Genomic DNA, 26167 nt, shown 5'->3' on the forward strand with positions numbered 1-26167 from the left:
GATCCGATTGAACGTTTTTGGAAAGAAAGCTCGTGTGCCCAAGCAGGACAGGCCCTTACTTTCCGGGCGGGCGCAGGTTCAGTCGCCGCGCCCTCAGGCTTTGACGGTACATATGGAAAAGCCGAACGGTCCGGGGCTCGGACAGACCGCCCGACAGGATGCGATATGAGACCGGGCGGCCCACTCAGACCTCGCCGTTCTGCAACAGGATCTGCTTCCAGACCGAGGTTTCATCGAACAGGGTGTATTCACGGCGCAACTGCGGCTGCCCTGTAATAAGCGCGCCGAATTCAGCGTGGCTGATCCCGAGGACATAAACCTGCGCACCAGTCGGCGCGCCAAACACGCCCCAGCCGTCATGCTTGCCCCAAAGGCTCCAGCGAATTGCCGCGCGCGGAGGCATATCGGGGTCATCTCGCCCGATCTGATGCTCGATCTTGAATTCTGCATTCGGAAAACTCGCCCGCAGACCCATCCAGAAGCGATCGATGGCCTGCCAGCCATGCCCTGTTACGCCACCCACATATTCTGACTGAACAGCGCGGTCATATTCTGAACCGATCACGCCCATATCTGCGTTCATGATCCGCGTCAGAATATCGGCGTAGCGCTGCCCCCATTCATTGTCATTCCCATGGCCTTTGTATGGTCCAGGCTGATCGATTTTGGGCGTCAGAGGTTTAACGCAGTTCTCTTTGCCGCCTTCCCGGGCAATCAGATCAGCGGCGTATTCTTTGGGATCCCAGCCCATCTGGCGCACAATCGCGCCCTGATCGCGGATCAGCCATTCATCGTTGATCTGATTGTCGATGGCGTGACAATCCGCAAGAATCCGGTAACGCAGCTTGGTGCCGGTGGGCTTGCCATAGACACCCTCGGCCAAATGCGTGGCCGTTGAAATGATCCGATGAGAGCTCAACATGCCCTCTTCCGGTGTGCCGGACCAAATCACGTCTTCGCCCAGCAGCTGCCGATCCGGAAACTCGGCCAGCGTTGCCATTGTGGCCCCAATGACATTCTGATTGCCCAAAACAACCGAACCAGGCGAACGGACGACGATGTCATCGCTGTAATACTCATGCAGCGTGGCGATCCCCCGATCTTCCCAGATCTCTTTGGTGATGCCGATGATGTAGTCCGGAAAATCCCGGAATTTCGGATCGAAGCCTTTCATGTCTCTGTCCTTTGTGGGGCCCACCCCTTTGGCAATCGGGCCGAGGTCCGCACAACCAGTGGTCCATCAATGGCCACTTTGCGCGGTTCGGCTTTCGCCGGGGTGTCGATATGTTCGAAAAGGGCGGCAACGGTTTCGGCCACCATAAGGTTGGCCCGCTGCCGGATCGTTGTCAAATTGTAAGCTGGCCAACCGGCCGGCGGCACGTCGTCATAGCCCACGACCGAGACATCCTCGGGGACGCGCAGGCCAAGTTCAAAACGGATCACATCCATCGCCGCCAATGCCATGTGATCATTGGCCACAAATACGGCATCCGGCCGTCGTTCAGGGGCGACATCGAACATCCGACGGGCTGCTGTACGGGCGTTTTCCGTGTGAAACTCCCCTACTTCGTGGGCAAACAGTTCCTGCCCGGCCTCGGCCAGTGCGGCGCGATACCCGGCTTCGCGGTCCCGCTGCGTCGAGGCCCCTTGCCAACCTGCGATATAGGCAATCCGTTGGTGCCCACCGGCTAGCAGAAATTCCGCGACTTTGCGGCCCCCGGCATAGTTGTCGGACGTGACCGTGGTGATGCCCTCGATGTCCTGGCTGCGGTTGAACAGCACCACTGGCACCCCGGCCTGTTGGCAGCGCATGGCGATATCCGACGACATGGGCACCGAGGCCAGGATGACGCCATCCACCTGATAATCAAGAATCTCTTCCATCACATCGTCGATGTTCCCGGCCGATCGTGAGGCCATGAAGATCAGCACGTGATAGCCTTGCTCCTGAAGGGCGTTGGACAGCTTCTCGAGCGCTTCCGGATAAAAATAGTTATCCAGGTAGCCTACCACCAAACCGATAATCCGGCTTTTCCCGGACACCATGGCGCGGGCCAGAACGTTTGGACGATAGCCCAGTTCAGCAGCGGCTTTGCGCACCTTCTCTTCGGTCTTTTTGCTGACGGACGCGCCGGGCGTGAATACGCGGCTGACGGCGGACTGGCTGACACCAGCCAGTTGGGCGACCTGAAGGGATGTTACTTTTTCCGCCATCAATCTGCCGTCCAACCCCCGTCGATAAGCATTGACGTGCCGGTGACCAGTGCAGAGGCGTCTGACGCGAGATAACGCACCGCGCCCATGATGTCTTCGACTTCTCCGACCCGGTCCAACTTGATCTTTTCCATGATCCACGCGGCGCGTTCAGGATTGTCGAAAGTGGATTGGGTCAGGGGGGTTCTGATGAAAGTCGGGCAGACAGTGTTGATCCGAATGCCTTGTTTGCCCCATTCGATGGCCATGGATTTGACCATGCCCTCAAGCCCATGTTTGGTCGCACAATAAAGCGCCCGGTCGACCCCACCGACATGCCCCATCTGGCTGGAGATGTGGATGATCGATCCCGGCTTTCCTGCCAAGATCAAAGCGCGGGCGGCGTAGGCCGACAGGAAATAGGCCGAACGCAAATTGACGTTGGTGACAACATCAAAGTCATCGGGTGTGGTTTCGATGGCCGGGCTGTGGCGCGCCACGCCCGCTGAATTCACCACGATATCGAAGGTGCGGTGATCGAAAAGCTTTTTCAGGGCATCCAGATCACCCTGATCCATCACAAGCGCTTCGGCCGACCAGCCGTGATCCCGCAAGGCGGAGACGGTGTCGTTCAACCGGTCCGCCCCTCTGGCCGCACAAACAACATGCGCGCCTGCCTCGGCCAAAGCCACCGCACACCCCTGACCGATACCCGACGAGGCTCCGGTAACGAGGGCTGATTTTCCGTTCAGAGAAAACGAAGGGGTGCGTGGCAATTCCGTCATCAGTGCATTCCATCCGGTATTTCAATACGGCCCAAATTGCGGGCCTTGTTGAATTCCCGCAGGCGGGCAAAGACGTCAACGCCAAGCTGCCGGTAGGCATCCAGCAAATCAACCAGCACCCAGTTTTCCCGGATCCTGCCGTTTTCCAAACGCCAGAAATCGAGGCTGCGCATGGTGATCTTCTTGCCTGACGGAGCGATGCCCATCCAACCATCGTCTGTGACGGTCTGGATCATGTTGGGCCAGCCCGTCACAGCTGCATATTCCCCGTCACCGAAGAAGTGATAGGTGATGTCGTCCACGAACTGCCCGCGATCCGGCATACCGTTCAGAAATGGGATCTGATGCCAATTTCGGAACCCCGCGTACCCGCGCCCGGTGCCGATGCCCGAAGGGCCGTACCAGTTCATGCGCGGGTGCCAGAACCGTTCCATCTCCATCACTTCGGGGCCGCCTTGGGACGGGTGTTTCTTGAGATGCTCCAGCATGTCGATGATATGCTGGCAGGTCTGTTTGCCCTTGGCTTCATCATAAGGGCCGGGGACAAACCCGTCCTGAGTGCCAGGGCCGGGGATGTGCCATTCTCGGCCCAGGCTCGGTGCCATCGGCCAGGCATTCGCCTGCATCATGACTTCGGGGATGTCCCAAAGGGCCTGCATCTCGACGATCTTGCCGTTTTCGAAGCGGTAAAATTCATGAAACCGCATCGTGACCTGATGACCCGTCGGCGGGATGTCCAGCCAGGGGCCGGTAAAAACACCGGTGTAATACCCACCACACCCGACCCAATCTGCGCCGAACTCATCCGGGCCGGCCATGACGATGTAATCCCGTCGTTCAAGATCGGGCCAGGCCGCCAGTAAGTCTTTGTAGCCAGTGTCATAGAACGCATCACTGCCGACGCTGTCCCCAAAGGGATGACACAGACGGAACACGGCATCCGGTGACGTGACCTCCGCCAAAGCCCGGCGTACGCCGGCCTCATCGAAATCGTACATCGCAGCCCTGAGCGGTTCGACCAGGGCCTTGTGATGTGTGTGTTTGTCACTCATTCAGCAGCGTCCCGGTAAGGGGCGGGCGCACCGTAGGGAACATTGATTCCGCCATATCGGCGCACACGAACGTTGCATTGTTCCGCGTGGCCAACGAACCCTTCAAGCATGCACAGGCGCGAGCCATACTCGCCGATCAGCGTCGCGGCCTCATCGGTCAGAACTTTTTGATAGCTGTGCGTCTTCAGGTATTTACCAACCCAAAGACCACCCGTGTAACGCCCGGCTTTTTTGGTGGGCAGCGTGTGGTTGGTGCCAATCACCTTGTCCCCGTTCGAAACATTGGTGCGCGGCCCAAGGAACAACGCCCCATAGCAGGTCATGTTTTCAAGGAACCAGTCGTCTCGGTCGGTCATCACCTGTACATGTTCCGAGGCGATGTCATCGGCAACCTGCAACATCTCATCATAAGTGTCGCAAACGATCACCTCACCATATTCGTCCCACGACACCTGTGCGGTATCTGCGGTTGGCAGGATGCCCAGCAGCCGGTCGACCTCGGCCAAGGTGTCATTGGCCAGATTGCGTGAGTTGGTCAACAGAACGCAGGGGCTGTTGTATCCATGCTCGGCCTGCCCCAGCAGATCGGTTGCGCACAGCTCCGCATCTGCGGCGGTCTCGTCGGCAATGACCATCGTTTCGGTCGGCCCTGCAAAAAGATCGATCCCGACACGACCGAACAACTGACGTTTGGCTTCCGCGACAAAGGCGTTGCCGGGGCCAACAAGCATGTGAACCGGATCGATTGTTTCGGTGCCCAATGCCATGGCCCCGATGGCCTGAATGCCGCCCATGACATAGATCTCATGCGCGCCACCCAGGTGCATAGCGGCAATCACCGCTGCATTGGGTTTGCCCTGAAACGGGGGTGTGCATGCTATGATGCGCGGAACACCGGCGACCGAGGCGGTCGCCACCGACATATGCGCCGAGGCGACCATGGGGAACTTGCCGCCCGGAACATAGCAACCCACGGATTGCACCGGGATGTTCTTGTGCCCCAGAATGACACCGGGCAGGGTTTCGACCTCGATGTCCAGCATTGAATCCCGCTGCGCCTGCGCAAAGTTGCGCACCTGTTCCTGCGCGAATTTGATATCGGCCAGCTCACGATCGGACAATTGCCCGATCAGGTCATCAATTTCCTGCTGGCTCAGGCGGAACGAGGCAGGTGAGTAGTTGTCGAACTTCTCACTCAGCTCGCGCACCGCGGAATCCCCACGGGTTTCGATGTCTTTCAGCGTCGCTTCAACCACGGCACGGGTCTTGGCATCATCTTCCGCCCGATCCGCATCGGATTTGCCGCGTTTAAGATACTCGATTGCCATCTTTCCAATCCTCAGTTTTCCGGCCGTGGCGGAGTCTTCTCGCCGCGGTCAAATGCTTCCCAGCCTTCGCCGTTGAACAGGTCCACGCCCAGCTGAGCGGCGACGTGGGCAAAGTCGACATTTACCCAGTTGTCGACAATCTTGCCGTCGACCACTTTCCAGAAGTCCATGTACCTGATTTCGACACGCTTGCCTGTGGGGGCAATGCCCAGAAATTCGCCGGAATGCGTGGCTTCCTGGCGGCCGAAGGCGGCGGCCCATTCACCCATGTAAAGGCGCGCTTCGTCAACGCAGACCTTATCCGAAAACGCGGCTTGAAACGGGCGCTGCCAGTTATCCTGAAATTCCTGCAGGCCGGTCTTGGTGCCGCAGCCCTGATTGCCCATCCAGCGAAAACCTTGGGCGAAGAATTCACCGATGTCATCAATGCGGTGATCATTCAGACCATCAACCATCGTTTCGATCACGCGGCGCGTGTCTTCCGTCTTGCTCATGTCCGTGTCGCGGGTCAGAACCGCTTGTTCGGGACGGGAACCTTTCATTTTTCTATCCTTTGAGGTTGCCGAAGGGAGGGATTGGGACGTGCGGCCCCAATGCTCAGAAAGTCCCTCGGCATCCTGTTCAGCGCCGGGTGGCGCGACATGGCGTTATGTCGGGCGTTCTTGCTCATCAGCCTTTCACCGCCCCGGCTGTCAGACCGCTGACAATCTGGCGCTGGAAAATCAGCACAAGGAAGATCAGAGGCGCGGTGATCGACACGGCAGCGGCAACCGCAACGACCTGATCGGTTGTCGTCGTCTCGCGATTGAACATGCCGACGATGGCGGGAACCATGGTCTGGTTCTGCGCATCAAGCAGCAGCGCGGTGACCAGAAAATCGTTGTACGCCAGCAAGAAGCTGAACAGTCCTGTGGTGATCACGCCTGGCCACATCACCGGCATGATGACACGGCGGAAGGCCTGAAAGTGGCTGCACCCATCCACGCGGGCTGCCTCATCCAGCTCAGCCGGGATGTTCTGGAAGAACGAGCGCAGCATCCAGATCGTAAATGGCTGGTTGATCGCAACCAGAACAGCGATCACCGCAAAAGGCTTGCCGTACAAGGTTGGTGCGTTCTCACCCAAGATCGGGCTGAGCCATTCGGCCGAGTTGATGAACACCGGCAGATAGCCTGCTACCAGAACCGAATGGGGCAATGCCCGGAACACCAGTGCGACGATCAGGATCCAGAAGGCCAACGTTGATCCTGACCGCGCTAGACCGTAGCCCGCCAATGTGCCCACGGTCAGCGACACTGTCACCACGCCCGTCGTTACGATCAGCGAGTTCTTGAAGTTGTTTGAAAAGCCCCGGTCGATCCAGACGGTTTTGTAATGCTCGGTCGTCAGACCAAGCACATCCCGTCCCAGTGGGCCAAACAGCGGGTTCAACACGTTCAGGATTGCAGGCAGGACCACGAAGAACACCAGCAGGAAACCCACCAGCAATACCAGAACACCGATCAGCCATCCAAACCATTCCTGACCGGGCTTGGTGTAGGACTTTATCATCGAAGGCAGTGTTTTGGTGGCAGCGAAGATCGTGCCCCAGATAACCGCGATGCCCAGAATGATATCCAGCAGCGACAAGCCCTTTCCGACGCTCAGCGTGGCCGGCCCGAAGATCACGTTCAGCGCGTTGCTGTCGAACGCATCGACGGGTGATTTGAAGCTCATGACCACGATCCAGAAGATCGGAAAGGCCGCGATCAGGCACCAGAGCGCAAGGAAGATGTTCGAGGTCAACCGCAGGCTTAAGGGCTGGCGAAGCGCACGCGAGGACATGTCAGTGACCTCCTTTATGGTCGCGCCATGTACGGCGCAGCGGAAGGATAAGCAGGATGACGACACCGATCATGGTCAGCATTGAGTTGGCGGACGCCCGGCTGATCGACCGGTTGCCGGCCTGATCCGGCGTCAGGTAGTCGAAGGTCAGCCACTGTAGCGAGATGACGTAGCCCTGGCTCGAAAAACCGACGATCTCTTCGAACACGCGGTAGCTGTCCATAAGGTGGATCATCGACACGAAAATGATCAGTGGCATCAGGTGTGGAATGACGATGTATTTCAAGCGCTGCCAACGGGTCGCACCGTCAATCACGGCACTTTCAAGACTGTCCTGATTGACCGTTTGCAGCCCAGCGTAGAAGACGATTGCTGCAAAGGGTGCCACATGCCAGACGCGGTAGAGCATCATCAGTACTTCGATGGTCCAGGCTTGGGCGAAAAGGGCGATGTCCCGGTTCAGCCACCATTCCATCATTGCGGTCAGGATGCCGTCGCCCCGGAACAGCCAGTTGATCGACAGCACTCCGATTACGGGTGTGATGATGAAGGGCAGCAAGGACACAAAGATCACCGGCCCGCGGATGGACCGCGCCGCGTTGTTGATCAGTATTGCGATCCCAAGCCCGCACCCGACCACCAGTGGCAGAGTGATCAAGGTGAAGGTCAGGGTGAACCGAAGCGCCTTCCAGAAGTTGATCGTAGACAGCACATGCCAACTGCCGTCGCTTATGGCGCGCCATGCGCGTTCAGGCTCCAATACGTTGCGATAGCTTTGCAAGCCGACATATTGGGTTTGGGTAATGACCTCGCCATGTTCGTCGAGCTTTGGCTGCGAAACCATCTCGGTCACGCAGGTCTGCGTCAGGAAACCTGGCGTGCAGGTTTCCTTTTCGACCGTCTCATAGATCGGCTGTGTCACGTAAAAACTCTGCTTGAACACGCTGACCAGAGGAAACGCGATAAAGAGAAGCATCATAAAGACAGAGGGGCCGACAAATGCGGCAAATGTCCGGAAATTCATGGCTCTGCCTTTCTCATGACTCTCGAGGGGAAGGGGCGGGAGGGCCGTAGCCCTCCCACGGGAGGATCAGTTGCTGATCAGACCTGCTTCTTTCGCGGCAGTGATGTAATCTGCCTCGATATCCGCCAGCGTTGTCTGAGCATCCTTGGCGCCGGTCAGGTAGTCGGCCAGACCGTTGCCCAGGGCGGTGTGCATGATGCCCATCGGGCCAGATGCCGGGTAAGCCTTTGCGCCCGCTTCAGCCGAAGCGGCTGCTCCTGCCGCCAAAGCACCCGCTGAATAGGCAGGGCTCAGCCAAACAGCGACGTCGTTGTTTGCGCTGACCATTTCGCCGTCCATGCCCTCAAGCGCGACGCGGAATGCGGCGTCGGCCTCTTCGTCGCTCATGTTCGAAGCGAGAACGATGCCATCCCACCAGATGGTGGTTGCCGGCGCTGCCGAACCCATAGGAGCGGCTGCCATGGTGACTTTGCCGACGACCTGGCTTTCGGCCTCATCATTCATGGCGGCGGCACGGCTGGCCCAAAGGTTCGCCATGGCGATCTTGCCCTGTTGGAACTGTTGCTGCACGTATGTCGAGTCGGAAACCAGATATTCCGGATCCATGTACTCGGTCATGGCTTTCAGTGTTTCCAGCGCAGCGACGCCCTGCTCGTTGTTGATCGTTGGAACGTTGCCGTCGCCAAAGAACGAGCCGCCTTCGCCAAGGTACATGTTGACGAATTCCTGGCCGAGGTTCCAACCAGTCTTGAACGTTCCCCCGATCGGATAGTCCATGACGCCGGCTTCTTTGATCTTGGCAGCTGCGGCCAGGACGTCATCATAGGTTTTTGGTTCTTCGATGCCCAGTTCAGCCAGAACATCATCGCGATACATCAGGTGCTGCGCATTCACCATCATTGCAATGGCCATGGTCTTGCCATCGACCTTGATCAACTGGTTGGGAAGCAGGTCCTGGCCGTATTTTTCGACCAGATCATCCAGCGGACGGATCGTGCCTGCGTTCAGCAACGGCACCAGGGTCGCGTTTGAAACACCGCCGATCTGATAAAGCGCGGGATCCGCAGCAAATGCTTCGGGCTGCTTTTCGCGGAATTCCTGATCCAGCGATGCGCTGAAATTGCCGCATTCTGCCATCGCATCGGTGACGGCTTTCCACGCTTCAAAACCGGCGGACAGCGATTTTAGCGGCACTTCGTTTTCAAAGGCGCAATCTGCCCACGCGCCGGTCGCGATGGACATGGCACCGGCCATGAGGATCGTCTTGAGTTTCATAGGTTTCTCCCTGTCAGGATCGGTCCGTCGTCGACGTCCGGACCGGTGTTATGCCCTTGCGGGCCGTTTGTGGGGTTAGCCCCCGATCCGCGCACCGCTTCCAGCTTCGAAGAGGTGACAGATATCCGTTGGCACCGAGAACGAGACCGTTTCGCCAATCTCGGCGCGGAATGCTTTGTCTGCTTTCACCGAAACCAGAGCTCCGCCGACCCGAACCGAGATCATGGTCGCGTCGCCCAGCAGTTCCAGCGTATAGATCGGAGCGGTGATCTGACCTTTGCCATCGGCAAGGCTGGCATCTTCGGCCCTGAAACCCAGTGTCATTGGGCCATCCGGTGCATCCACCGCAATTTCGACATGTTCGGCGCGGAAAATTCCGCCCGCCACTTCGCCATCCATCAAATTCATGGCGGGTGAACCGATGAAGCTGGCGACGAACGTATTCGCGGGACGGTCATAAATTTCTGTCGGGCTTCCGACCTGCTGAACCACGCCCTGTTTCATCACGACGACGCGGTCTGCAAGGGTCATGGCCTCGATCTGGTCGTGGGTGACGTAAATGGTGGTGACAGCCAGCTCATGGCTCAGGTTCTTGATCTGGGCCCGAGTGGAAACCCGCAGCTTGGCGTCCAGATTGGACAACGGCTCGTCCATCAGGAACACGTTGGGTTCGCGCACGATGGCACGTGCCAGTGCCACACGCTGTCTCTGACCACCCGACAACTCGGCTGGCTTGCGATGCAGGAAATCGTCCAGTTCAACCATGGCGCTGGCGCGGCGCACTTTCTCGTCGTGTGTTGCCGGGTCGATACCACGCACTTTCAGCGGAAAGCGGATGTTCTCGTAAACGTTCATGTTGGGATACAGAGCGTAGCTTTGGAACACCATCGCCACGTCACGGTCCTTGGGTTCCAGATCATTGACTACGTTGCCGTCGACAAGGATTTCGCCCTCCGTCACGTCTTCGAGGCCGGCGATCATTCGCATGGTGGTTGTCTTGCCGCAGCCTGATGGGCCGAGCAGCACCAGAAACTCACGATCTGCAATCGTCAGGTCGAAATTGTGAACCCCAACGAATGAGCCCCATCGCTTGCCGACGTTCCGCAATTGAATTTCCGCCATGGTGCCCCCTGCAAGGAATCGTTTTGCATACGTTTGCAAAACTGTAATTCGCATGTATCAAATCAGGCAAGACTTTTTTGCATACGTATGCAAAAATAGCGGAGAAATCCGACTCAACCTGGCTTCGCGCCGCTCGCAAAACTATGACTACAATGGTAAATACCGTGAACTTTCAGACAGAAAAAAAACTGGTCTCTGCGTTTCACACCGCATTGGAATCCGCCGCAGTGACGGAAACTCCGAAGGTGATGAGCCAATTCTGCGCTTCGGACTCGAGGTGGCGCGGCTTTCATCCGTTCAACGAAATCAACGGCGCCGAACAGGTTGCGCGGCAATTCTGGCAGCCGCTGAAGGGCAGCCTTGCTCATTTGCAGAACCGAGTGGATATTCTGTTTGCGGGGCAAAACTCGTTGCGGAAAGAAACCGACGTTTGGGTTGTCGCCATGGGCCATCTGGTGGGGCTGTTCGACCGACCGTGGTTGGGTATTCGCCCAACCGGCAAGATGGCGTTCCTGCGGTATTGCGCGTTCTACAAGGTGGCCGGCGGAAGAATTGTCGAAACGGCGATGTATTTCGATATCCCGCACTTGATGGTCCAGGCTGGCCAGAATCCGTTCCCCCCGCAGACCGCGGCACATCTGGTTCAGCCCGGACCAAGGACCCATGATGGTTTGCTGCATGATGAGCAACCCGCTGACGAAGGCGAAAAAACGCTGGCGGTCATCAACGCGATGATCGCGGATCTGGGCCGTTGGGACAGCGGACTGTCGCTGGAAGAAGAATTGGCGCGCACGTGGCACCAGGACATGATCTGGTGGGGCCCCGAAGGAATTGGCGCGACCTACACGATCGAACGCTATGCCAGCCAACACTCCGGACCGTTTCGCGCCGCCTTCACGGACCGGTCAAAGACCAATCACGTCTGCCGTCTGGCCGAAGGGCATTACGGTGGCTTCTTTGGATGGCCCAATTTTACTGCCACGCCCACAGGGGGTTTCATGGGGATGCCAGCCACCGGAAAACCCGGCGAATTCAGGGTGATCGATATCTATCGCCGCGTCGAAGACAAGCTGGCCGAAAACTGGATCTTCATCGACTTGCTGCATTTCTGGAAAGGGCAGGGTGTGGATATTCTGGCGCGCACCACCGGGATTGAAGCATCATGAGGATAGATGCGCATCACCACCTGTGGGACCTTTCGGCCGTGCACTACCCCTGGCTCATGGAGAAAGGTATCGTTCGGTTTTTCGGCGATCCGTCTTCCATCCAGCGGGACTATTTGCTCCCGGAGTTTCGCGCAGACGCCGAAGCCATGGGGTTCGGCGCTTCGGTTCACATTCAGGTCGGCGCCGCTGACCCCTGGGCCGAGGCGCAGTGGTTACAATCCGTTGCCGACCAGTTCCCTGACTGGCCGTTGGTGCAGGTGGCATTCTGCGATCTGACCTCGGATGATCTGGATGCACAGCTCGACCGTCTTCAAACCCTGCCTTCGGTGCGTGGCGTTCGTCAGATTATTGGCCGCGCTCCGGGTGAAGACGCCTCAACTGGCACGAACGCGATACTTGAAGACCCAAAGTTCTTGGCTGGTCTGAAGCAACTGGGCGCGCGCGGTCTTTCCTTTGATCTTCAACTGCTGCCAGAGCTGATGGGTCAAACCGCGAATATCCTTGCACGGGCCCCGGAGACCCGGATCGCTCTTTGCCACGCAGGTTCGCCTTACGACCGGACTCCGCAAGGGTTGCGACGGTGGGCAGATGAATTGACGGCCCTGTCAAACCTGCCACATGTCTTTTGCAAACTCTCCGGCCTGGGAATGTTCGACCACGATTGGAATGCTGAGAGCGTCTCGCCGATCGTTTCAACCTGCCTGTCCAAGTTTGGCGCCGATCGCTGCATGTTCGGATCGAATTTTCCGGTCGACAGCCTTACCTCGACCTACAAGGAAACCGTTTCCCGGCATGAGACGCTCATCCCGGGGTCGATGCTGGGCGACGTCTTTCGCGGCACGTCAGAACGTTTCTATCGCATTGAATAGCGCCGGAAATGACAAACCGGACTTCCTGCACCGGTTTTCTTAAACGGCTTGGCAATCCCGGCGCGCCGGCTCTGAGGCTGACCGGCGGGCCCGCAGGTTCATGTCACCTGTTTCCTTTGATCATCCATTCCCATCGAACACAGAATCGGGCTGTTTCTTTGGCGAGATTGAAATGTGGGCTTGTCCGACAGTCCGGACCAATTGGTCAGGATCAGGCTTTGTGCGACGGCTCCGCCCAGCGTGGTGCCGGGGCCGGTCACAATGAACAGATCCGGTGCGAACTCATGCGCGGCTTGCGCTATGGCATGGGTGAAATCATAAGTCTCGGTCACTTGGTGGCCCAATGTGTAATCCCAAAGCGCATTCGGGTCGCAAGCTCCGGGCCACCATATCCGGCCACGACCGTCGATCAGGGGCAGGTCTGGTTGCCGAAACAGGCCAGCGCCCAGTTGCGTGCGGCCCTGCGCCGAGACCGGAGCCTGAAGATGCGAATGGAACCCGGCATGGTTGGCCAATCGCATGGGAAAACGTTCCTGAACCACCGGTACGGCCTTTTCGAACGCGGCCAAACCGGCGTCGTCACCTGCAAGCACCAACATGCCGCCCAGATCAATCGACAGGGTCAGCGTTGCATCGGTTCGGTCAATGTCATCCACCAAGGCAAGCAGCTCTGCCTTGCGGGTCTGGTCAGGATGCCAGTCGGCATCCACGAAAGGATAGATCAATTGTCCACCGATCATGTTTTCCTGCATCAGAGTGCCCATGGTGTTGACCACCTCGAACCCTCCTTCGGCTGACAGCGCACCGCCGCAGGCCAGCGCCGAATACCAGCCCATCGAATTTCCCGTAACCGCAACCACTTCGATTTTGTCAGGGTTGATGGCGCGGAAATCGCCCAGAGTAGCGGCATAGATCAAAGCAGATGCATTGTCGCCTCGCGTGTGCTTGGCAATGGAGTATCGGGCGGCACCGTCCAGTTCGCTGAGGGTATCTTGCCCCTGCGCGCGCCGCATGTCATCAAAGCGCCGCAGAAGCGCTTTGTCGCTGAATTGCCGGCCCAAGACACCCAGTTCGGGTTTGTTGTAAGTACCCCGGCCAGGGCAGATGACGACGGCAGTCTGTTTGGCGGAACTCATGTGCCGGCCTCCATCAAGGATCGCGCGGCGGCTTCGATACTGTCTTTCGATGGCATGGTTGCAGCATATGCCGGGCCCGTGGCGATAAAGCTGTCTTCGGCGGTAATGCGAGCCAGCGGCACATCGGTGGTTTCGTGGAAAAGCGCCATGAGAGCTTCGGCCACACCGCCATGATGGCGGGTTTCGTCTACAATCAGGATGCGCTTGGCCCCGGTCACGGCCTGTGTCAGTGCCGCTTTGGGCAAAGGGGACAACCAGCGCATATCGATGATCCGTGTCTTGATCCCGTCGGCCTGCAAGGCCGTGCGCGCCTGATGGCTGAGATAGACGCCATTTCCAAAGGTGACGATGGCCAGATCGTCGCCGTCACCGTCCACGCCCACCTCGCCGAAGCCGATCTTTTCAGAAGGGTCGGGATAGGTTTGCATCCAGCCGCCATCCCCGGCCTCGTGCAGGTCCCGCATCGGGTAAAGCGCGATGGGTTCGAGGAAAACGATCAGCCGCTGTTCTTCACGCGCGAGGCGCACGCATTCACGCAGCATCCGCGCGGCGTCGGCACCGTTCGACGGGCAGGCCAGGATCAGGCCCGGAATGTCGCGCAATACAGCGACCGAGTTGTCGTTGTGGAAATGTCCCCCAAACCCTTTTTGATACCCCAGCCCGGCAATGCGCACGACCATCGGATTGGTATATTGACCATTCGAGAAAAAGGGCAGGGTGGCGGCCTCACCACGCAGCTGATCCTCGGCATTGTGAAGATACGCCAGAAACTGGATTTCTGGCATTGGCGTGAACCCGTTCTGCGCCATGCCGATCGCCAGGCCCAGGATCGACTGTTCGTCCAGCAACGTGTCGATCATCCGGTCAGGGCCAAACCGTGTTTGCAGCTTTTGGGTCACGCCGTAAACGCCGCCCTTGCGCCCGACATCTTCGCCCATCATGACGATCTCGCCATGTTCCAGCATCAGATCGGTCAGGGCCCAGTTGATCAATCGCGACATGATCTGCGGTTCAGAATGTGCCTTGAGATCGCCGCCGAACACCTCGGCCCGACGCTCGGGTGTTGGGCCATTGGTCGGCGCGCAGGGGCGTGCGGGCGGGATCAGGCTGGCCATCACCTCTTTTGCGTTTTGCAGGCGAGGGCGTGTGATGGCCTGATCGGCCACGCGGGCGACCCGGGCGCAGGTATCATTGTAGACGCTCAGCGCCTGTTCCGGGCTCATCGCGCCGCGCTGATCCAGCAGGCGCACGGAATGCAGCAGCGGGTCGTTGGCTTCTTCGGCCTCAACCTCGGCTTTTGGCATATAGGTGGTTGGCATATCGGCCCCGGCGTGACCGTACAGGCGAACAGTCCGAACATGCAGGAAAGCAGGTTTCCTGCGGCTGCGCACATAGTCGGCCGCCTGTTGCGCGACGCGGTAGGTGTCGAACAAATCCAACCCGTCGCACGAGAAATACTTCAGGCCCGGACGGTTGGCGAAAGTGGCCGCGATCCAGCCTTTCGGCGTTTTGGTCGAGATGCCGATCCCGTTGTCTTCGCAGCAGAACATCAGGGGCAGAGGCACAGATTGAAAGGACGTCCACTGCGCCGTGTTGAACGCGCCCTGTGCGGTGGAGTGGTTGGCCGAGGCATCCCCGAAGGAACAAAATACGATGGCATCCTCGGGCATGTCTGCATGCTCAGGGCGATGACGCCGTGCAGCGGCGGCGGCATATGCCGCGCCGACCGCTTTGGGAAGATGGCTGGCGATGGTCGAGGTCTGCGGCGGAATGCACAGCGCTTTCGATCCCAGAACCTTGTGACGCCCGCCACTGATCGGGTCCTCGGAAGACGAGGCAAAGGACAGCAGAATATCCCATGTCGGGCTTTGGCCCGGCACCTGATCCGAGCGGGTAATCTGAAAGGCCGCATCGCGGTAGTGCAGAAAGGCCGGATCGGTCGGGCGCAGGGCGGCGGCAACGGCCGCCATGCCCTCATGTCCGGACGACCCGATCGTATAGAACCCCTGACCGGCCTTCTGCATCGCGCGGCTTTGCCGGTCCAGCGCCCGGCTCAGGCATTGCGCCCTGTAAAGCGCGACGGCTTCATGACCGCTCAGCGGCCCGGTCGGTGCGGACCCTTCGGGAAAGTCCCGCGCCGCAACACGGCGCAGGAAATTGTCATGCACGATTGCGGCGCGATCCATGTCAGATGTCCTTAGGCGAAGGCTTGCAGACCTGTCTGCGCACGGCCCAGGATCAGGGCATGCACATCATGGGTGCCTTCATAGGTGTTGACGGTTTCAAGGTTCACCATGTGGCGGATCACGTGGAAGTCCTGACTGATCCCGTTGCCACCATGCATGTCGCGGGCATGGCGGGCGATCTCAAGGGCCTTGCCGCAATTGTTCCGTTTGATCAGGCTGACCATCTCGGGCGCGGCGCGGGCTTCGTCGATCAGGCGACCCACGCGCAACGCGGCTTGCAGGCCCAGCGAGATTTCGGTCTGCATGTTGGCAAGCTTCAGCTGGAACAGTTGTGTCTGCGCCAGTGGACGGCCGAACTGTTTGCGGTCAAGCCCATATTGCCGGGCCGCGTGCCAGCACGCCTCGGCGGCGCCCATCGACCCCCAGGCAATGCCGTAACGCGCACGGTTCAGACAGCCGAACGGGCCTTTCAAACCTTCGACATTGGGCAGCAGGGCGTCCTCGCCGACCTCGACATTGTTCATCACGATCTCACCGGTGATCGAGGCGCGCAAGGACAGCTTGCCTTCGATCTTGGGGGCCGACAGTCCTGCCGTTCCCTTGTCCAGGACAAAGCCCTTGATCTTGCCGCCATGCGCTTCGGATTTGGCCCAAACGACGAACACATCGGCGATCGGGGCGTTCGAGATCCACATTTTCGACCCGTTCAGCACATAGCCGCCCTCGGTTTTCTTCGCGACAGTCTTCATCGAGCCGGGGTCCGAACCGGCATCGGGTTCCGTCAGCCCGAAGCAGCCGATAAATTCGCCGGTTGCCAGTTTGGGCAGGTATTTCTGGCGCTGCTCTTCGGTGCCGTAAGCGTAGATCGGATACATCACCAGGCTGGACTGCACCGACATCATCGAACGATAGCCGCTGTCCACACGCTCGACCTCGCGCGCGACCAGACCATAGGTCACATAGCTGGACCCAATGCCGCCGTATTCCTCGGGAATGGTTGTTCCCAGCAAACCCATCTCACCCATCTCGCGAAAGATGGCCGGGTCGGTTTCTTCATTGGCAAACGCGGCAGTTACCCGAGACAGCAGCTTGTCCTGCGCGTAGGCATGTGCGGCATCACGAACCATGCGTTCGTCTTCGGCCAGCTGGTCTTCCAGCAGGAACGGATCGTCCCAGGTGAAGGGGCCAAGGTGCGGGGCGGATTGAGGTTTCATGCAAGTTTCCTTTCCACAGCGGTTTTCAGACGCGCAAGGCCCGCTGCAATTGTATCTTCAGCATATGCGAATGACAGGCGAAGATGGCCCGGCATCCCAAAGGCGCGGCCGGGCACCAGGGCAACGCCGGCATCTTCCAGCAACCACGTGCAGAATTCCGCGTCGCTGTCAAATGGTCCGCCTTGTTCCTTCAACAGGCCAGTGCAGGACGGAAAGGCGTAAAACGCCCCGTCCGGGGTGGAACAGCGCAGCCCGGGTACTGCGTTCAACCCGTCGACGACCAGATCGCGGCGCGCGGCAAAGAGGGCGCGACGCTCCTCCAGCAACTCGGGGTCGCAAGTGATGGCGGCCAGCGACGCCCATTGCGAGATCGAGCATGCCCCCGATGTGACCTGACCCTGAACAGCGACCATGGCGCTTATCAGATCGGACGGTCCGATCCCCCAGCCGATGCGCCATCCGGTCATCGACCACGCCTTGGCCACACCGTTGACGATCAGCATGCGATGGGTCAGCGCCGGGGCGGCTTCGGCCGCGGACGTGAAAGGTGCAAAGCTGAGATGGCGATAAATCTCATCGGCCAGAACCCAGACCTGCGAGTGACGCTCCAGCACTTTTGCCAGCCCCGCAAGTTCTTCCTTCGAGTAAATCGCGCCCGACGGGTTCGAGGGTGAATTCAGCATCAGCCAGCGCGTGCGCGGTGTGATGGCGGCCTGCAATTGTTCAGGCAGCAGTTTGAAGCTCTGCTCCATCGGGCAAGGCAGAACAACCGGCACCCCACCTGCCATCCGGACAATATCGGAATAGCTGGTCCAATAGGGGGCGGGCATGATGACCTCGTCGCCGGGGTTAAGGCTGGCCAGCATCGCATTTGCGATCACCTGTTTCGCGCCTGTCGATACGATGACCTGAGCCATCTCGGCACCTGCCTGTCGGGCAATTTCCGTGCGCAGTTCAGGCACACCCGCAGTGGGCGGGTACCTGGTTTTGCTCTCCAGTGCCGCTGAATGCGCAGCTTCGACCACATGGGGCGGCGTCGGCAGGTCCGGTTCGCCGGTTGACAGCGCCAGAATATCACGCCCTTGGGTGCGCAGGCGGGCGGCGGCCTCTGAGATCTGGACGATTTCCGACAATTCGATACCGTTCAACCGGTCAGCGCGCTGGAACACCATGAACTTTCCTCTGCAAACAGGTTCGGTTTTAGCCACAAAGTCACTTGAGAAAAATACGCCAATGAGTATCTTTTCAGTGACTAAAACTCATGAGTTCCATGCCCCGGATCAACTCACTGCCATCGCTGGCCCTTATGCGCAGTTTCGAAGCCGCCGCGCGCCATGAAAGCTATACCATGGCGGCCGAAGAGCTTGGCGTGACGCAAAGCGCGATCAGCCGCCAGGTCCGAGAGCTTGAGGCCGCGATTGGCGTTACGCTGTTTCGGCGGGTTGGACGCGCAGTGCGCCTTTCCAAAGCGGGGCGGGCCTTGCGGGACGAGCTGGCAGGTGATCTTGAACGTCTCAGTGGTACGATCAACCGTGCGATTGCAGCCGGAGACGGTGCGTCGCTTTTGACCCTGGCCGTCCTGCCCACCTTTGCGACACGGTGGTTGGTGCCGCGCCTGCCGGATTTCAAAACGCGTCATCCCGGGATCGAACTGGATCTGCACTCTTACACGACGCCTTTCAGCCTTGAAGAACGACGTATGGATCTGGCCATCCATTTCGGGCAGGAGGATTGGCCGGGCGCGCAATTGCGCAGGTTGTTCCCCGAGCATCTGGTGGTCACGGCAGCACCCGCGCTGCTGAGACGTCACAGGCTGGACACCCGCGCGCAAACCTTTGAGCTGCCGCTTTTGCATCTGACCTCGCGCCCCGAGCTGTGGTCTACCTATCACTCTCAGATCGGGCTGGATCCGGGAGCGGTTTTTCCGGGGATGCGGTTTGATCAGTTCTCGATGCTGATCGAGGCCGCCGTCGTCGGTTTGGGTGCCGCCATTCTGCCCTCGTATTTGATTGAAGAAGAGCTGGCGTCCGGTGTTCTGACCGAAATCGGCCAGATCGCCAACACGTCGAACAGCGCCTATTACATCGCGACGCCAACAGGTCAGAAGAACGACGCCGTTCAAGTTTTTGCAAACTGGATCAGCAAGCAGACGCGGGCACGCGCGTAACTGGTCAAATACAGAAGATCGAACTCATTGCCCGCAGGCACATCTCAGGCGAAAATCTGTTTGAGCCAGGTTTCAAACATCTGTTTTGCAGCAGAGTTCGCGTTTGATCTCTGACCATCGACAAGGAAATGGCTCTGTTCGATTGGAACGGCGTCCCCGACAATCGCGATGGACCTTCCGGCCTTGATTGCGGTTCTGGCAAAGCGCTCAAGGATTACCGCGTAACCTCCACCTTCCGCCACGATGTCCACGGCGGCAATTGTCGTGTCCACGGTGAAGCAAGACGCCGCAGGAGAATATTCTGTGCCGAAAGCGGAAAAATACCGGTGCCACATGTCCTGAAATCCCAAAATCTGTATCTGGGGTTTGACCAGCAGTTCTTCCGTCGAAGGCCATTTCCGATCTCGTGATCCGGCTGCAACCGGAACGATACGCTCATCCGAGATCTTGCTGAACGGCCCGTCGTTCCATTCCCCGTTTCCCAAACGCAGCTCGACATCGACGTTTTCCCTGCCCGCGGATTCTGCCCAGATATTTGAAACCAACCTGATCGATACACCCGGGTGTGCGCGTGAAAACTCGGGCAATCTGCCGGCAAGGAACAAGCTGGCCGTGGAAATCGGCACACGCACGACCAGCTCGTGCTTGTGACTGGAGCCAAACAGGCTTGCGGTCGACAAGTCGATGTCGCCCAAGGCACGCCGAACTGAAAACGCATACGCCTGCCCGACCTCTGTCAGGCTGAGGTTGCGCGCGGCACGAAAGAACAAAGGGCAGCCCAGCTGTGCTTCCAATGAGCGGACGTGCAGGCTCAGGGCCGTCTGTGTGATGCCAAGCTCTTCTGCCGCAGCAGTAAAGCTCATATGCCGTGCGGCACAGTCAAAAGACCGCAGCCAGACCAGATTGGGCGATTTTGACATTTCCAGCACCAAAAAATTTTATGGATACCGGCGATATTTATTCGTTTTACATGCTGCATTCAACGCCCGTAGATTTCATCAGGGAAAAACAGCGCTGGTCCTCTGATTGGCCACTGGAAAGGGAACGCAGGTATGAAAGTTGGATTTATCGGCCTTGGAAATGTCGGCGGGAAACTCAGTGGCAGTTTGCTGCGCAATGGCGTTGATTTGACCGTACATGATCTGAACTCTGACCTGGTGTCAGGTTTCGTCGACCGCGGGGCAAAGGCTGCCGAGAATCCGGCACAACTGATGCGGGATTGTGATGCGGTGATCACCTGCCTGCCTTCTCCGGCGGCTTCGGACGCTGTGATGCAGGACATGCTGCCCGAAGTGACCGCGGGCAAAATCTGGATGGAGATGTCCACCACGGATGAAGCAGAGGTCAAGCGTCTGGGTGCGATGGTGAAGGAACGCGGTGGCGCTGCCGTCGATTGTCCGGTCTCGGGGGGGTGTCATCGGGCGGATACCGGCAACATTTCGATTTTTGCCGGATGTGATCGCGCCACGTTCGAACGTATTCTGCCCTTTCTGACCACGATGGGGCGTCGCATCCTTCATACCGGTGAGCTGGGATCTGCTTCGGTGTTGAAGGTGCTGACCAACTATCTGGCCACTGCAAACCTGATCACCTGTTCAGAGGCGCTTGTGGTCGCCAAGGCCGCCGGAATGGATTTGAATACGGCGTATGAGGCAATGAAGATCAGTTCGGGAACATCCTTCGTGCATGAAACCGAAAGTCAGGTCATCCTCAACGGATCTCGCGATATCTCGTTCACGATGGACCTGGTGTTGAAGGATATCGGCCTGTTTCAGGAGGTGGCGGATCGCGCCGGGGTGCCGCTGGAGGTCAATCCGCTGATGATCGAGATTTTCAAGGACGGGATCGAGAAATACGGCCCTCGTGAGTTTTCCCCCAACATCATCCGCCGGCTCGAAGACAAAACCGGGCTGGATATTCGCGCGCCGGGGTTCCCATCGGAAATGCTGGACGATGAACCCGAAGAGCCAGGTTACGAAGTGATCCCGCAAGGATCTGACCTGAAGGCCGCCGAATAGGGCGGTGCGCGGCGGGCAGGAAACGGATCTACAGCATGGCGGATCATCATTCTTGCGCCGTTACATTCGCCGACATGGGGGGATCCTGCACCACGCCTGAAGCAAATCGGCTGGAACGTCTGGCCGTTTTTCGTGCCGCCGTTTCTGAGGGGAACGGTTCGCTTTCCGCTGCCGGTGTCCGCAAGAAACCGGATGGGCGGGGCAGGTTGCGCAAGGCGCTCGATAACCACCGCCCGTTCCACGAATAGGTCACATCATGTATCGCCGGCCATCACGCAAATATCCTTACGAGCCGCCTCCGGCCTGGTCCTGAAAAAGGCGACTTTATTCAGGAAAGGACAATCACGTGACGACCCAAGACGCGAACCGTCAGGACACCACCAAGGCGCCGCCCGAGCCCGGCCCCATGAGCCGCGAATGGCATTGGCACCCGGACTTGCCGGTGAAATACGCCCCGTACTGGAACTGGCCGCCGAAAATCGGCGTCCTGGCGAAATGGGTTTGGCAGAACTGGCTTCAGTTCTCGGATCGCTCGATCTTTCTGGCCTTGGCCTTCCTTGTGGCCTTCTGGGTACAACCCGTCGATGCCGGGCAGGCCTCGTTTGCCCCGGGCTGGATGTCATGGGTATTCATTCGGAACTGGGTGCTGCTGTTGATCGTCGCCGGTGGTCTGCACATGTGGTTCTACGGCGTTGACGGGCAGGGAAAGCTGCTGAAATACGACCCACGGCCTTACATGAAGCGCAAGAACGCTTTGTACAAGTTCGGCTATCAGACCTGGGACAACATCTACCATTCGATGGTCTTTGGCGCGACATTCCTGTCGATGCTGGAGTGCTTTCTGCGCTGGATGTACGCCAACGACTATATCGCCACGCTCAGCTTCGCGGCGCATCCGGTCTGGTTCGTGCTGCTGTTTCCGATCCTGGCGATCTGGCAGAGCTTTCATTTCTACGTGGTGCATCTGTTTCTGCACCAGCCGTTCATCTACAGACATGTTCACGCCGTGCATCATCGCAACGTCAACACCGGCCCATGGTCGGGCATGTCGATGCATCCGGTCGAGGCTTTGGGGTATCTCAGTGCCATCCTGATCGTGCTGGTACTGCCCAGCAACCCGGTGCACATGATCTTTCTGGGGTATTGGCTGATGTTGGGTGCCGCCTCGTCTCATTCCGGGTACGAGGCCATCTGGGCGCGCGACCGTCAGGCGTTGTTGATCGGGGCGTTTTTCCACCAATTGCATCACCGGTATTACGAATGCAATTACGGCAACGCGGAAATGCCCTGGGACAAGTGGTTCGGAACCTATCATGATGGCTCGGAAGAGGCCACGAAACGGACTCGCAACCGCAAACGTGACATGCACGCCAAACAGAGCGGCAGGCAACGCGACGCGCGCGCAGATGGCGCTGCCTCGGTCGATCGTTTGTCTTGCCCGACGACGCTTGACTGAACCGACCCCGTTGGCGAAATCCTGACCCTGAACGAAACTGGGCGCGCGGGGCCGGATGGCATTTCCTTCGAGCCCGATTATACTGGGCAAATGAAAGATACCGCTCCAGACTGGTTTGAAACCTGTGTCAGCCGGCTGACCACGACAAGCACCCAGCGGGTGTGGTCTGTTCTGGTCACGATTTTCGGCGATCTGGCACAGGATGGATCAGATCAGATCAGCGGATCACTCATCACCGCGCTTACGCGTCTGGCGGGGATCAGGGCCGAGGCCACGCGTGTTGCGTTGCATCGGTTGCGCAAGGAAGGCTGGATTGAAAGCACGCGGGTTGGTCGGAACAGTGTGCACAGGCTGACCAGCTTTGGCCGCCGTCAAAGCGTTGCAGCCGCACCGCGTATCTATTCCCGCGACCCGAACATGCCGGATATCTGGCATGTCCTCATCGCCAGCAACTCGGAAAGTTCCCGAAAGGAATTGTCGGACCTGATGCTGACAGGGGATTACTTCTCGCTGAATGCGTCCACGGCCATGGCGCCCGGGCCGATGCCGGATGATCTTGAGGAGCTTCTGGGTTTCGAGAGCGACACGATGTCCGTCCCGAACTGGCTTCGCGACCTGTGCGGGCCGGAGCCGTTGAAAACCGCCTATGATCAGTTCTGGGATGCCATTCAGATTGTTGAGCGGCTTTTGCCCGCAGAGGGGGCGGGCGATCCGATGCGGTCGGCGGTTCTGCGCGTACTGGTGGTGCATGCCTGGCGACGTATCGTTCTGCGCCACCCAAGCCTGCCACCGGTTTTCCTGCCGGACGACTGGAAAGGCGCCGCATGCAGAGAAGCTGTCTCGCACTTGTTGGACAGGCTGCCGCGCCCCTCGCTATCGAGCTTGGAAGCCGAGCTGATGGACTGACCCACAGCGGGGCAAAGTTCGGGCGAGCTGCTGGATGTCCTGCCATTGTTAAGAAGGGCTGCGTCGTCTTTTTTGCAGTCAAGAAAACCTCTTTGGTCAGCAGTCACCTTTAATGTTACAAGATGTGCGATACATGAGAAGATTGAGTAACATAAGACTTGCATCGAATCAGGGGAAGATTTATTAACCGACCAGACGGTTGATATTGTTCCGTGGGAACAGGAGTACTCTAAGATGGACGCTTTCATTTGTGACGCGACGCGCACTCCGATCGGACGCTACGGAGGAGCGCTTTCGTCGGTCCGCACAGATGATCTGGCTGCTCTGCCGTTGGCGGCATTGAAGGCGCGCAACCCTCAGGTCGACTGGGCCAGTGTTGACGACGTGATCTATGGCGATGCCAATCAGGCGGGCGAGAGCAACCGAAACGTTGCGCGTATGGCGGCGCTGTTGGCGGGTTTGCCGATTGACGTTCCGGGAACGACGGTGAACCGTCTGTGTGCCAGCGGCATGGACGCCGTGGGAATGGCGGCGCGCGGCATCAAGGCGGGCGACTATGATTTGGTCATTGCGGGTGGCGTGGAAAGCATGTCACGCGCGCCGTTCGTGATGCCCAAGGCAAGTTCGGCGTTCACTCGCAGCAACGCGGTTTACGACACCACGATCGGATGGCGTTTCGTGAACCCGAAGATGAAGCAGGCATACGGCGTCGACTCCATGCCGCAAACGGCCGACAATGTCGCCGAAGATTATGGTATCAGCCGGGAAGACCAGGATGCCTTTGCCGCGCGCAGCCAGTCCCGCTGGGCCGCCGCGCATGCCGCTGGGGTGTTCAAGGATGAAATTACCCCGGTTTCGGTTCCCCAGCGCAAGGGCGATCCGATTGTCGTTGATACGGACGAGCACCCGCGCCCGGGAACTACGGCAGAAAAACTCGCGGGTCTGAAAGGTGTGAACGGGCCCGACAAAACCGTGACGGCGGGGAATGCGTCCGGTGTGAATGATGGCGCGGCAGCGATCCTGATGGCGAATGAGGCCGCAGCAGCCAAGAACGGTCTGACCCCGATGGCCCGTGTGGTTGGCATGTCGGTTGCGGGTGTTGCGCCACGTGTGATGGGCATCGGCCCGGTGCCGGCCAGCCGCAAGGTGCTGGCCCGCGCAGGGCTGAGCGTGGATCGGATGGACGTGATCGAACTGAACGAGGCGTTTGCGTCTCAGGGCCTTGCCACCTTGCGCGAGCTGGGTCTTCCCGACGATGCGCCCCACGTGAACCCCAACGGTGGCGCAATAGCGCTGGGCCATCCCCTTGGCATGAGCGGTGCGCGTCTTGTGCTGACCGCGGCCTATCAATTGAAACGTACCGGCGGGCGCTATGCCCTGTGCACCATGTGTGTGGGTGTCGGGCAGGGTGCGGCCCTTATACTTGAACGCGTGTAACGGAGGAGACGGGACATGTATGCTCAGATGGTAGAATCCGAAGCGTCGAATGAAGATCCGGACAAGCTTGCTGAATTCCAGGCGCGGATCGACGCGGATATCAAGATCGAGCCAAAGGACTGGATGCCGCACGGGTATCGGAAGACGCTGATCCGTCAGATTGGACAGCACGCTCATTCCGAGATTGTGGGCCAATTGCCCGAAGGCAACTGGATCACGCGCGCGCCGACGCTGGAGCGGAAGGCGATCCTTCTCGCCAAGGTGCAGGACGAGGCCGGGCACGGTCTTTACCTGTATTGTGCCGCCGAAACGTTGGGTGTCAGCCGCGATGAACTGACCGAGATGCTGCTGGATGGCCGCATGAAATATTCGTCGATCTTCAATTACCCGACCTTGAACTGGGCCGATATCGGTGCCGTCGGGTGGCTGGTTGACGGGGCGGCGATCATGAACCAGGTGCCGCTGCAAAGAACGTCCTACGGGCCGTATTCGCGCGCCATGATCCGCATCTGCAAGGAAGAAAGCTTTCACCAGCGCCAGGGTTACGATGCCATTCGCAAAATGGCCGAAGGTACGCCCGAGCAACGCAAGATGGCGCAGGATGCGATGAACCGCTTCTGGTACCCGTCACTGATGATGTTCGGCCCCTCCGACAAGGACTCGGTGCATTCGGCCCAGTCGATGGCTTGGAAGATCAAGATCAATACCAATGACGAGCTGCGCCAGAAATTCGTCGACCAGACTGTGCCGCAGGCTGAATATCTGGGTTTGACAATCCCTGATCCGGATCTGAAGTGGAATGAAGAGCGGGGGCATTACGACTTTACGGAACCCGACTGGTCGGAATTCTTTGGCGTGATCAAGGGCAACGGCCCCTGCAACGTGGATCGGCTGGCCGCGCGCAACAAGGCATGGGACGACGGCAAGTGGGTCCGTGACGGGCTGCTGGCCCACGCCCGCAAGAAACAGGCCGGCAATCTGGCTGCTGAATAAGCTTACCCTGAGGAGG

General features: G+C 58.9%; 24 protein-coding genes. 9 read left to right on the plus strand and 15 right to left on the minus strand.

Going from position 1 to position 26167, the window contains the following annotated elements:
• Window positions 1-184 precede the first annotated feature (184 nt).
• From GOW56_RS11400 to GOW56_RS11445, 10 genes are all read right to left on the minus strand, one after another.
• Window positions 185-1174, minus strand: a complete 990-nt coding sequence (locus GOW56_RS11400; protein ID WP_171205939.1) for an ester cyclase — start codon at window positions 1172-1174, stop codon at window positions 185-187.
• Window positions 1171-2214 (minus strand): LacI family DNA-binding transcriptional regulator, encoded by a 1044-nt coding sequence (locus GOW56_RS11405; protein WP_216597841.1) that lies wholly within the window; start codon window positions 2212-2214, stop codon window positions 1171-1173. The genes GOW56_RS11400 and GOW56_RS11405 overlap by 4 nt, the downstream gene beginning before the upstream one ends.
• Window positions 2214-2978 carry an SDR family NAD(P)-dependent oxidoreductase gene (locus tag GOW56_RS11410; RefSeq protein ID WP_171205940.1) on the minus strand — a complete coding sequence of 255 codons (765 nt, stop codon included), beginning with the start codon at window positions 2976-2978 and terminating at the stop codon, window positions 2214-2216. Before GOW56_RS11410 ends, GOW56_RS11405 begins: the two co-directional genes overlap by 1 nt.
• Window positions 2978-4030, minus strand: coding sequence for an ester cyclase (locus GOW56_RS11415; protein WP_171205941.1), 1053 nt, complete (start codon window positions 4028-4030; stop codon window positions 2978-2980). Before GOW56_RS11415 ends, GOW56_RS11410 begins: the two co-directional genes overlap by 1 nt.
• Window positions 4027-5358, minus strand: coding sequence for a histidinol dehydrogenase (hisD, locus tag GOW56_RS11420; protein ID WP_171205942.1), 1332 nt, complete (start codon window positions 5356-5358; stop codon window positions 4027-4029). Before hisD ends, GOW56_RS11415 begins: the two co-directional genes overlap by 4 nt.
• An 11-nt stretch (window positions 5359-5369) precedes the next feature.
• On the minus strand, window positions 5370-5900 hold the full coding sequence (locus GOW56_RS11425) for an ester cyclase (RefSeq protein ID WP_171118397.1): 531 nt from the start codon (window positions 5898-5900) through the stop codon (window positions 5370-5372).
• A gap of 127 nt (window positions 5901-6027) precedes the next feature.
• Window positions 6028-7182, minus strand: coding sequence for a carbohydrate ABC transporter permease (locus GOW56_RS11430; protein ID WP_171205943.1), 1155 nt, complete (start codon window positions 7180-7182; stop codon window positions 6028-6030).
• Between the two features lies 1 nt (window position 7183).
• The gene (locus GOW56_RS11435) at window positions 7184-8206 is read right to left on the minus strand and encodes a carbohydrate ABC transporter permease (RefSeq protein ID WP_171205944.1); all 1023 of its coding nucleotides are present in this window, start codon (window positions 8204-8206) and stop codon (window positions 7184-7186) included.
• A 66-nt stretch (window positions 8207-8272) separates the two neighbouring features.
• A complete protein-coding gene (locus GOW56_RS11440; protein WP_171205945.1) occupies window positions 8273-9481 on the minus strand; it encodes an ABC transporter substrate-binding protein in 1209 nt (402 codons plus the stop codon).
• A 75-nt stretch (window positions 9482-9556) separates the two neighbouring features.
• Window positions 9557-10603 (minus strand): ABC transporter ATP-binding protein, encoded by a 1047-nt coding sequence (locus tag GOW56_RS11445; protein WP_152460110.1) that lies wholly within the window; start codon window positions 10601-10603, stop codon window positions 9557-9559.
• A 164-nt stretch (window positions 10604-10767) separates the two neighbouring features.
• Here GOW56_RS11445 and GOW56_RS11450 point away from each other — a divergent pair, with 164 nt between their 5' ends.
• Both GOW56_RS11450 and GOW56_RS11455 read left to right on the plus strand, forming a co-directional pair.
• Window positions 10768-11769, plus strand: a complete 1002-nt coding sequence (locus tag GOW56_RS11450; protein ID WP_371807902.1) for an ester cyclase — start codon at window positions 10768-10770, stop codon at window positions 11767-11769.
• Window positions 11766-12638 (plus strand): amidohydrolase, encoded by an 873-nt coding sequence (locus GOW56_RS11455; protein WP_171205947.1) that lies wholly within the window; start codon window positions 11766-11768, stop codon window positions 12636-12638. The genes GOW56_RS11450 and GOW56_RS11455 overlap by 4 nt, the downstream gene beginning before the upstream one ends.
• A 98-nt stretch (window positions 12639-12736) precedes the next feature.
• On the opposite strand, the gene GOW56_RS11460 is transcribed toward GOW56_RS11455, so the two are convergent.
• From GOW56_RS11460 to GOW56_RS11475, 4 genes are read right to left on the minus strand one after another with little or no spacing between them, the layout of a single operon-like run.
• Window positions 12737-13774: an ACP S-malonyltransferase gene (locus GOW56_RS11460; RefSeq protein ID WP_171205948.1), complete on the minus strand. Its 1038-nt coding sequence runs from the start codon at window positions 13772-13774 to the stop codon at window positions 12737-12739.
• Window positions 13771-15960, minus strand: coding sequence for a thiamine pyrophosphate-dependent enzyme (locus GOW56_RS11465; protein ID WP_171205949.1), 2190 nt, complete (start codon window positions 15958-15960; stop codon window positions 13771-13773). Before GOW56_RS11465 ends, GOW56_RS11460 begins: the two co-directional genes overlap by 4 nt.
• A gap of 11 nt (window positions 15961-15971) precedes the next feature.
• A complete protein-coding gene (locus GOW56_RS11470) occupies window positions 15972-17174 on the minus strand; it encodes an acyl-CoA dehydrogenase (protein ID WP_171205950.1) in 1203 nt (400 codons plus the stop codon).
• The gene (locus GOW56_RS11475; protein WP_171118408.1) at window positions 17171-18346 is read right to left on the minus strand and encodes a pyridoxal phosphate-dependent aminotransferase; all 1176 of its coding nucleotides are present in this window, start codon (window positions 18344-18346) and stop codon (window positions 17171-17173) included. The genes GOW56_RS11470 and GOW56_RS11475 overlap by 4 nt, the downstream gene beginning before the upstream one ends.
• 89 nt (window positions 18347-18435) lie before the next feature.
• Between GOW56_RS11475 and GOW56_RS11480 the strand changes: the two genes are divergently transcribed.
• The gene (locus tag GOW56_RS11480) at window positions 18436-19341 is read left to right on the plus strand and encodes a LysR family transcriptional regulator (protein WP_253284247.1); all 906 of its coding nucleotides are present in this window, start codon (window positions 18436-18438) and stop codon (window positions 19339-19341) included.
• A gap of 44 nt (window positions 19342-19385) precedes the next feature.
• Here GOW56_RS11480 and GOW56_RS11485 read toward each other — a convergent pair whose 3' ends face one another.
• The gene (locus tag GOW56_RS11485; protein ID WP_171205951.1) at window positions 19386-20261 is read right to left on the minus strand and encodes a LysR family transcriptional regulator; all 876 of its coding nucleotides are present in this window, start codon (window positions 20259-20261) and stop codon (window positions 19386-19388) included.
• Between the two features lie 132 nt (window positions 20262-20393).
• On the opposite strand from GOW56_RS11485, the gene GOW56_RS11490 reads away from it, so the two are divergent.
• The 6 genes from GOW56_RS11490 to paaA all read left to right on the plus strand — a co-directional run bounded on the left by GOW56_RS11490 (window position 20394) and on the right by paaA (window position 26151).
• The gene (locus tag GOW56_RS11490; protein ID WP_171205952.1) at window positions 20394-21359 is read left to right on the plus strand and encodes an NAD(P)-dependent oxidoreductase; all 966 of its coding nucleotides are present in this window, start codon (window positions 20394-20396) and stop codon (window positions 21357-21359) included.
• 35 nt (window positions 21360-21394) lie between these two features.
• On the plus strand, window positions 21395-21607 hold the full coding sequence (locus GOW56_RS11495) for a hypothetical protein (RefSeq protein ID WP_171205953.1): 213 nt from the start codon (window positions 21395-21397) through the stop codon (window positions 21605-21607).
• A gap of 98 nt (window positions 21608-21705) precedes the next feature.
• Entirely contained in the window at window positions 21706-22815 is a 1110-nt protein-coding gene (locus GOW56_RS22095; protein ID WP_171205954.1) for a sterol desaturase family protein, read from the plus strand.
• Between the two features lie 90 nt (window positions 22816-22905).
• Window positions 22906-23721, plus strand: a complete 816-nt coding sequence (locus GOW56_RS11505) for a PaaX family transcriptional regulator C-terminal domain-containing protein (RefSeq protein ID WP_171205955.1) — start codon at window positions 22906-22908, stop codon at window positions 23719-23721.
• A 234-nt stretch (window positions 23722-23955) separates the two neighbouring features.
• Window positions 23956-25158 carry a 3-oxoadipyl-CoA thiolase gene (pcaF, locus tag GOW56_RS11510; protein ID WP_171205956.1) on the plus strand — a complete coding sequence of 401 codons (1203 nt, stop codon included), beginning with the start codon at window positions 23956-23958 and terminating at the stop codon, window positions 25156-25158.
• A 15-nt stretch (window positions 25159-25173) separates the two neighbouring features.
• Window positions 25174-26151: a 1,2-phenylacetyl-CoA epoxidase subunit PaaA gene (gene paaA / locus GOW56_RS11515; protein ID WP_171205957.1), complete on the plus strand. Its 978-nt coding sequence runs from the start codon at window positions 25174-25176 to the stop codon at window positions 26149-26151.
• Window positions 26152-26167 lie beyond the last annotated feature (16 nt).

Source organism: Ruegeria sp. HKCCA0235A (genome assembly GCF_013033235.1).
Lineage (GTDB): Bacteria > Pseudomonadota > Alphaproteobacteria > Rhodobacterales > Rhodobacteraceae > Ruegeria.

Bases quoted from the DNA above. Each gene is read 5' to 3' on its own strand.
- GOW56_RS11400 (WP_171205939.1), bottom strand. From the start codon at position 1,174: ATGAAAGGCTTCGATCCGAAATTCCGGGATTTTCCGGACTACATCATC.
- GOW56_RS11405 (WP_216597841.1), bottom strand. From the start codon at position 2,214: ATGGCGGAAAAAGTAACATCCCTTCAGGTCGCCCAACTGGCTGGTGTC.
- GOW56_RS11410 (WP_171205940.1), bottom strand. From the start codon at position 2,978: ATGACGGAATTGCCACGCACCCCTTCGTTTTCTCTGAACGGAAAATCA.
- GOW56_RS11415 (WP_171205941.1), bottom strand. From the start codon at position 4,030: ATGAGTGACAAACACACACATCACAAGGCCCTGGTCGAACCGCTCAGG.
- hisD (WP_171205942.1), bottom strand. From the start codon at position 5,358: ATGGCAATCGAGTATCTTAAACGCGGCAAATCCGATGCGGATCGGGCG.
- GOW56_RS11425 (WP_171118397.1), bottom strand. From the start codon at position 5,900: ATGAAAGGTTCCCGTCCCGAACAAGCGGTTCTGACCCGCGACACGGAC.
- GOW56_RS11430 (WP_171205943.1), bottom strand. From the start codon at position 7,182: ATGTCCTCGCGTGCGCTTCGCCAGCCCTTAAGCCTGCGGTTGACCTCG.
- GOW56_RS11435 (WP_171205944.1), bottom strand. From the start codon at position 8,206: ATGAATTTCCGGACATTTGCCGCATTTGTCGGCCCCTCTGTCTTTATG.
- GOW56_RS11440 (WP_171205945.1), bottom strand. From the start codon at position 9,481: ATGAAACTCAAGACGATCCTCATGGCCGGTGCCATGTCCATCGCGACC.
- GOW56_RS11445 (WP_152460110.1), bottom strand. From the start codon at position 10,603: ATGGCGGAAATTCAATTGCGGAACGTCGGCAAGCGATGGGGCTCATTC.
- GOW56_RS11455 (WP_171205947.1), top strand. From the start codon at position 11,766: ATGAGGATAGATGCGCATCACCACCTGTGGGACCTTTCGGCCGTGCAC.
- GOW56_RS11460 (WP_171205948.1), bottom strand. From the start codon at position 13,774: ATGAGTTCCGCCAAACAGACTGCCGTCGTCATCTGCCCTGGCCGGGGT.
- GOW56_RS11465 (WP_171205949.1), bottom strand. From the start codon at position 15,960: ATGGATCGCGCCGCAATCGTGCATGACAATTTCCTGCGCCGTGTTGCG.
- GOW56_RS11470 (WP_171205950.1), bottom strand. From the start codon at position 17,174: ATGAAACCTCAATCCGCCCCGCACCTTGGCCCCTTCACCTGGGACGAT.
- GOW56_RS11475 (WP_171118408.1), bottom strand. From the start codon at position 18,346: ATGGTGTTCCAGCGCGCTGACCGGTTGAACGGTATCGAATTGTCGGAA.
- GOW56_RS11480 (WP_253284247.1), top strand. From the start codon at position 18,436: ATGAGTTCCATGCCCCGGATCAACTCACTGCCATCGCTGGCCCTTATG.
- GOW56_RS11485 (WP_171205951.1), bottom strand. From the start codon at position 20,261: ATGTCAAAATCGCCCAATCTGGTCTGGCTGCGGTCTTTTGACTGTGCC.
- GOW56_RS11490 (WP_171205952.1), top strand. From the start codon at position 20,394: ATGAAAGTTGGATTTATCGGCCTTGGAAATGTCGGCGGGAAACTCAGT.
- GOW56_RS11495 (WP_171205953.1), top strand. From the start codon at position 21,395: ATGGCGGATCATCATTCTTGCGCCGTTACATTCGCCGACATGGGGGGA.
- GOW56_RS11505 (WP_171205955.1), top strand. From the start codon at position 22,906: ATGAAAGATACCGCTCCAGACTGGTTTGAAACCTGTGTCAGCCGGCTG.
- pcaF (WP_171205956.1), top strand. From the start codon at position 23,956: ATGGACGCTTTCATTTGTGACGCGACGCGCACTCCGATCGGACGCTAC.
- paaA (WP_171205957.1), top strand. From the start codon at position 25,174: ATGTATGCTCAGATGGTAGAATCCGAAGCGTCGAATGAAGATCCGGAC.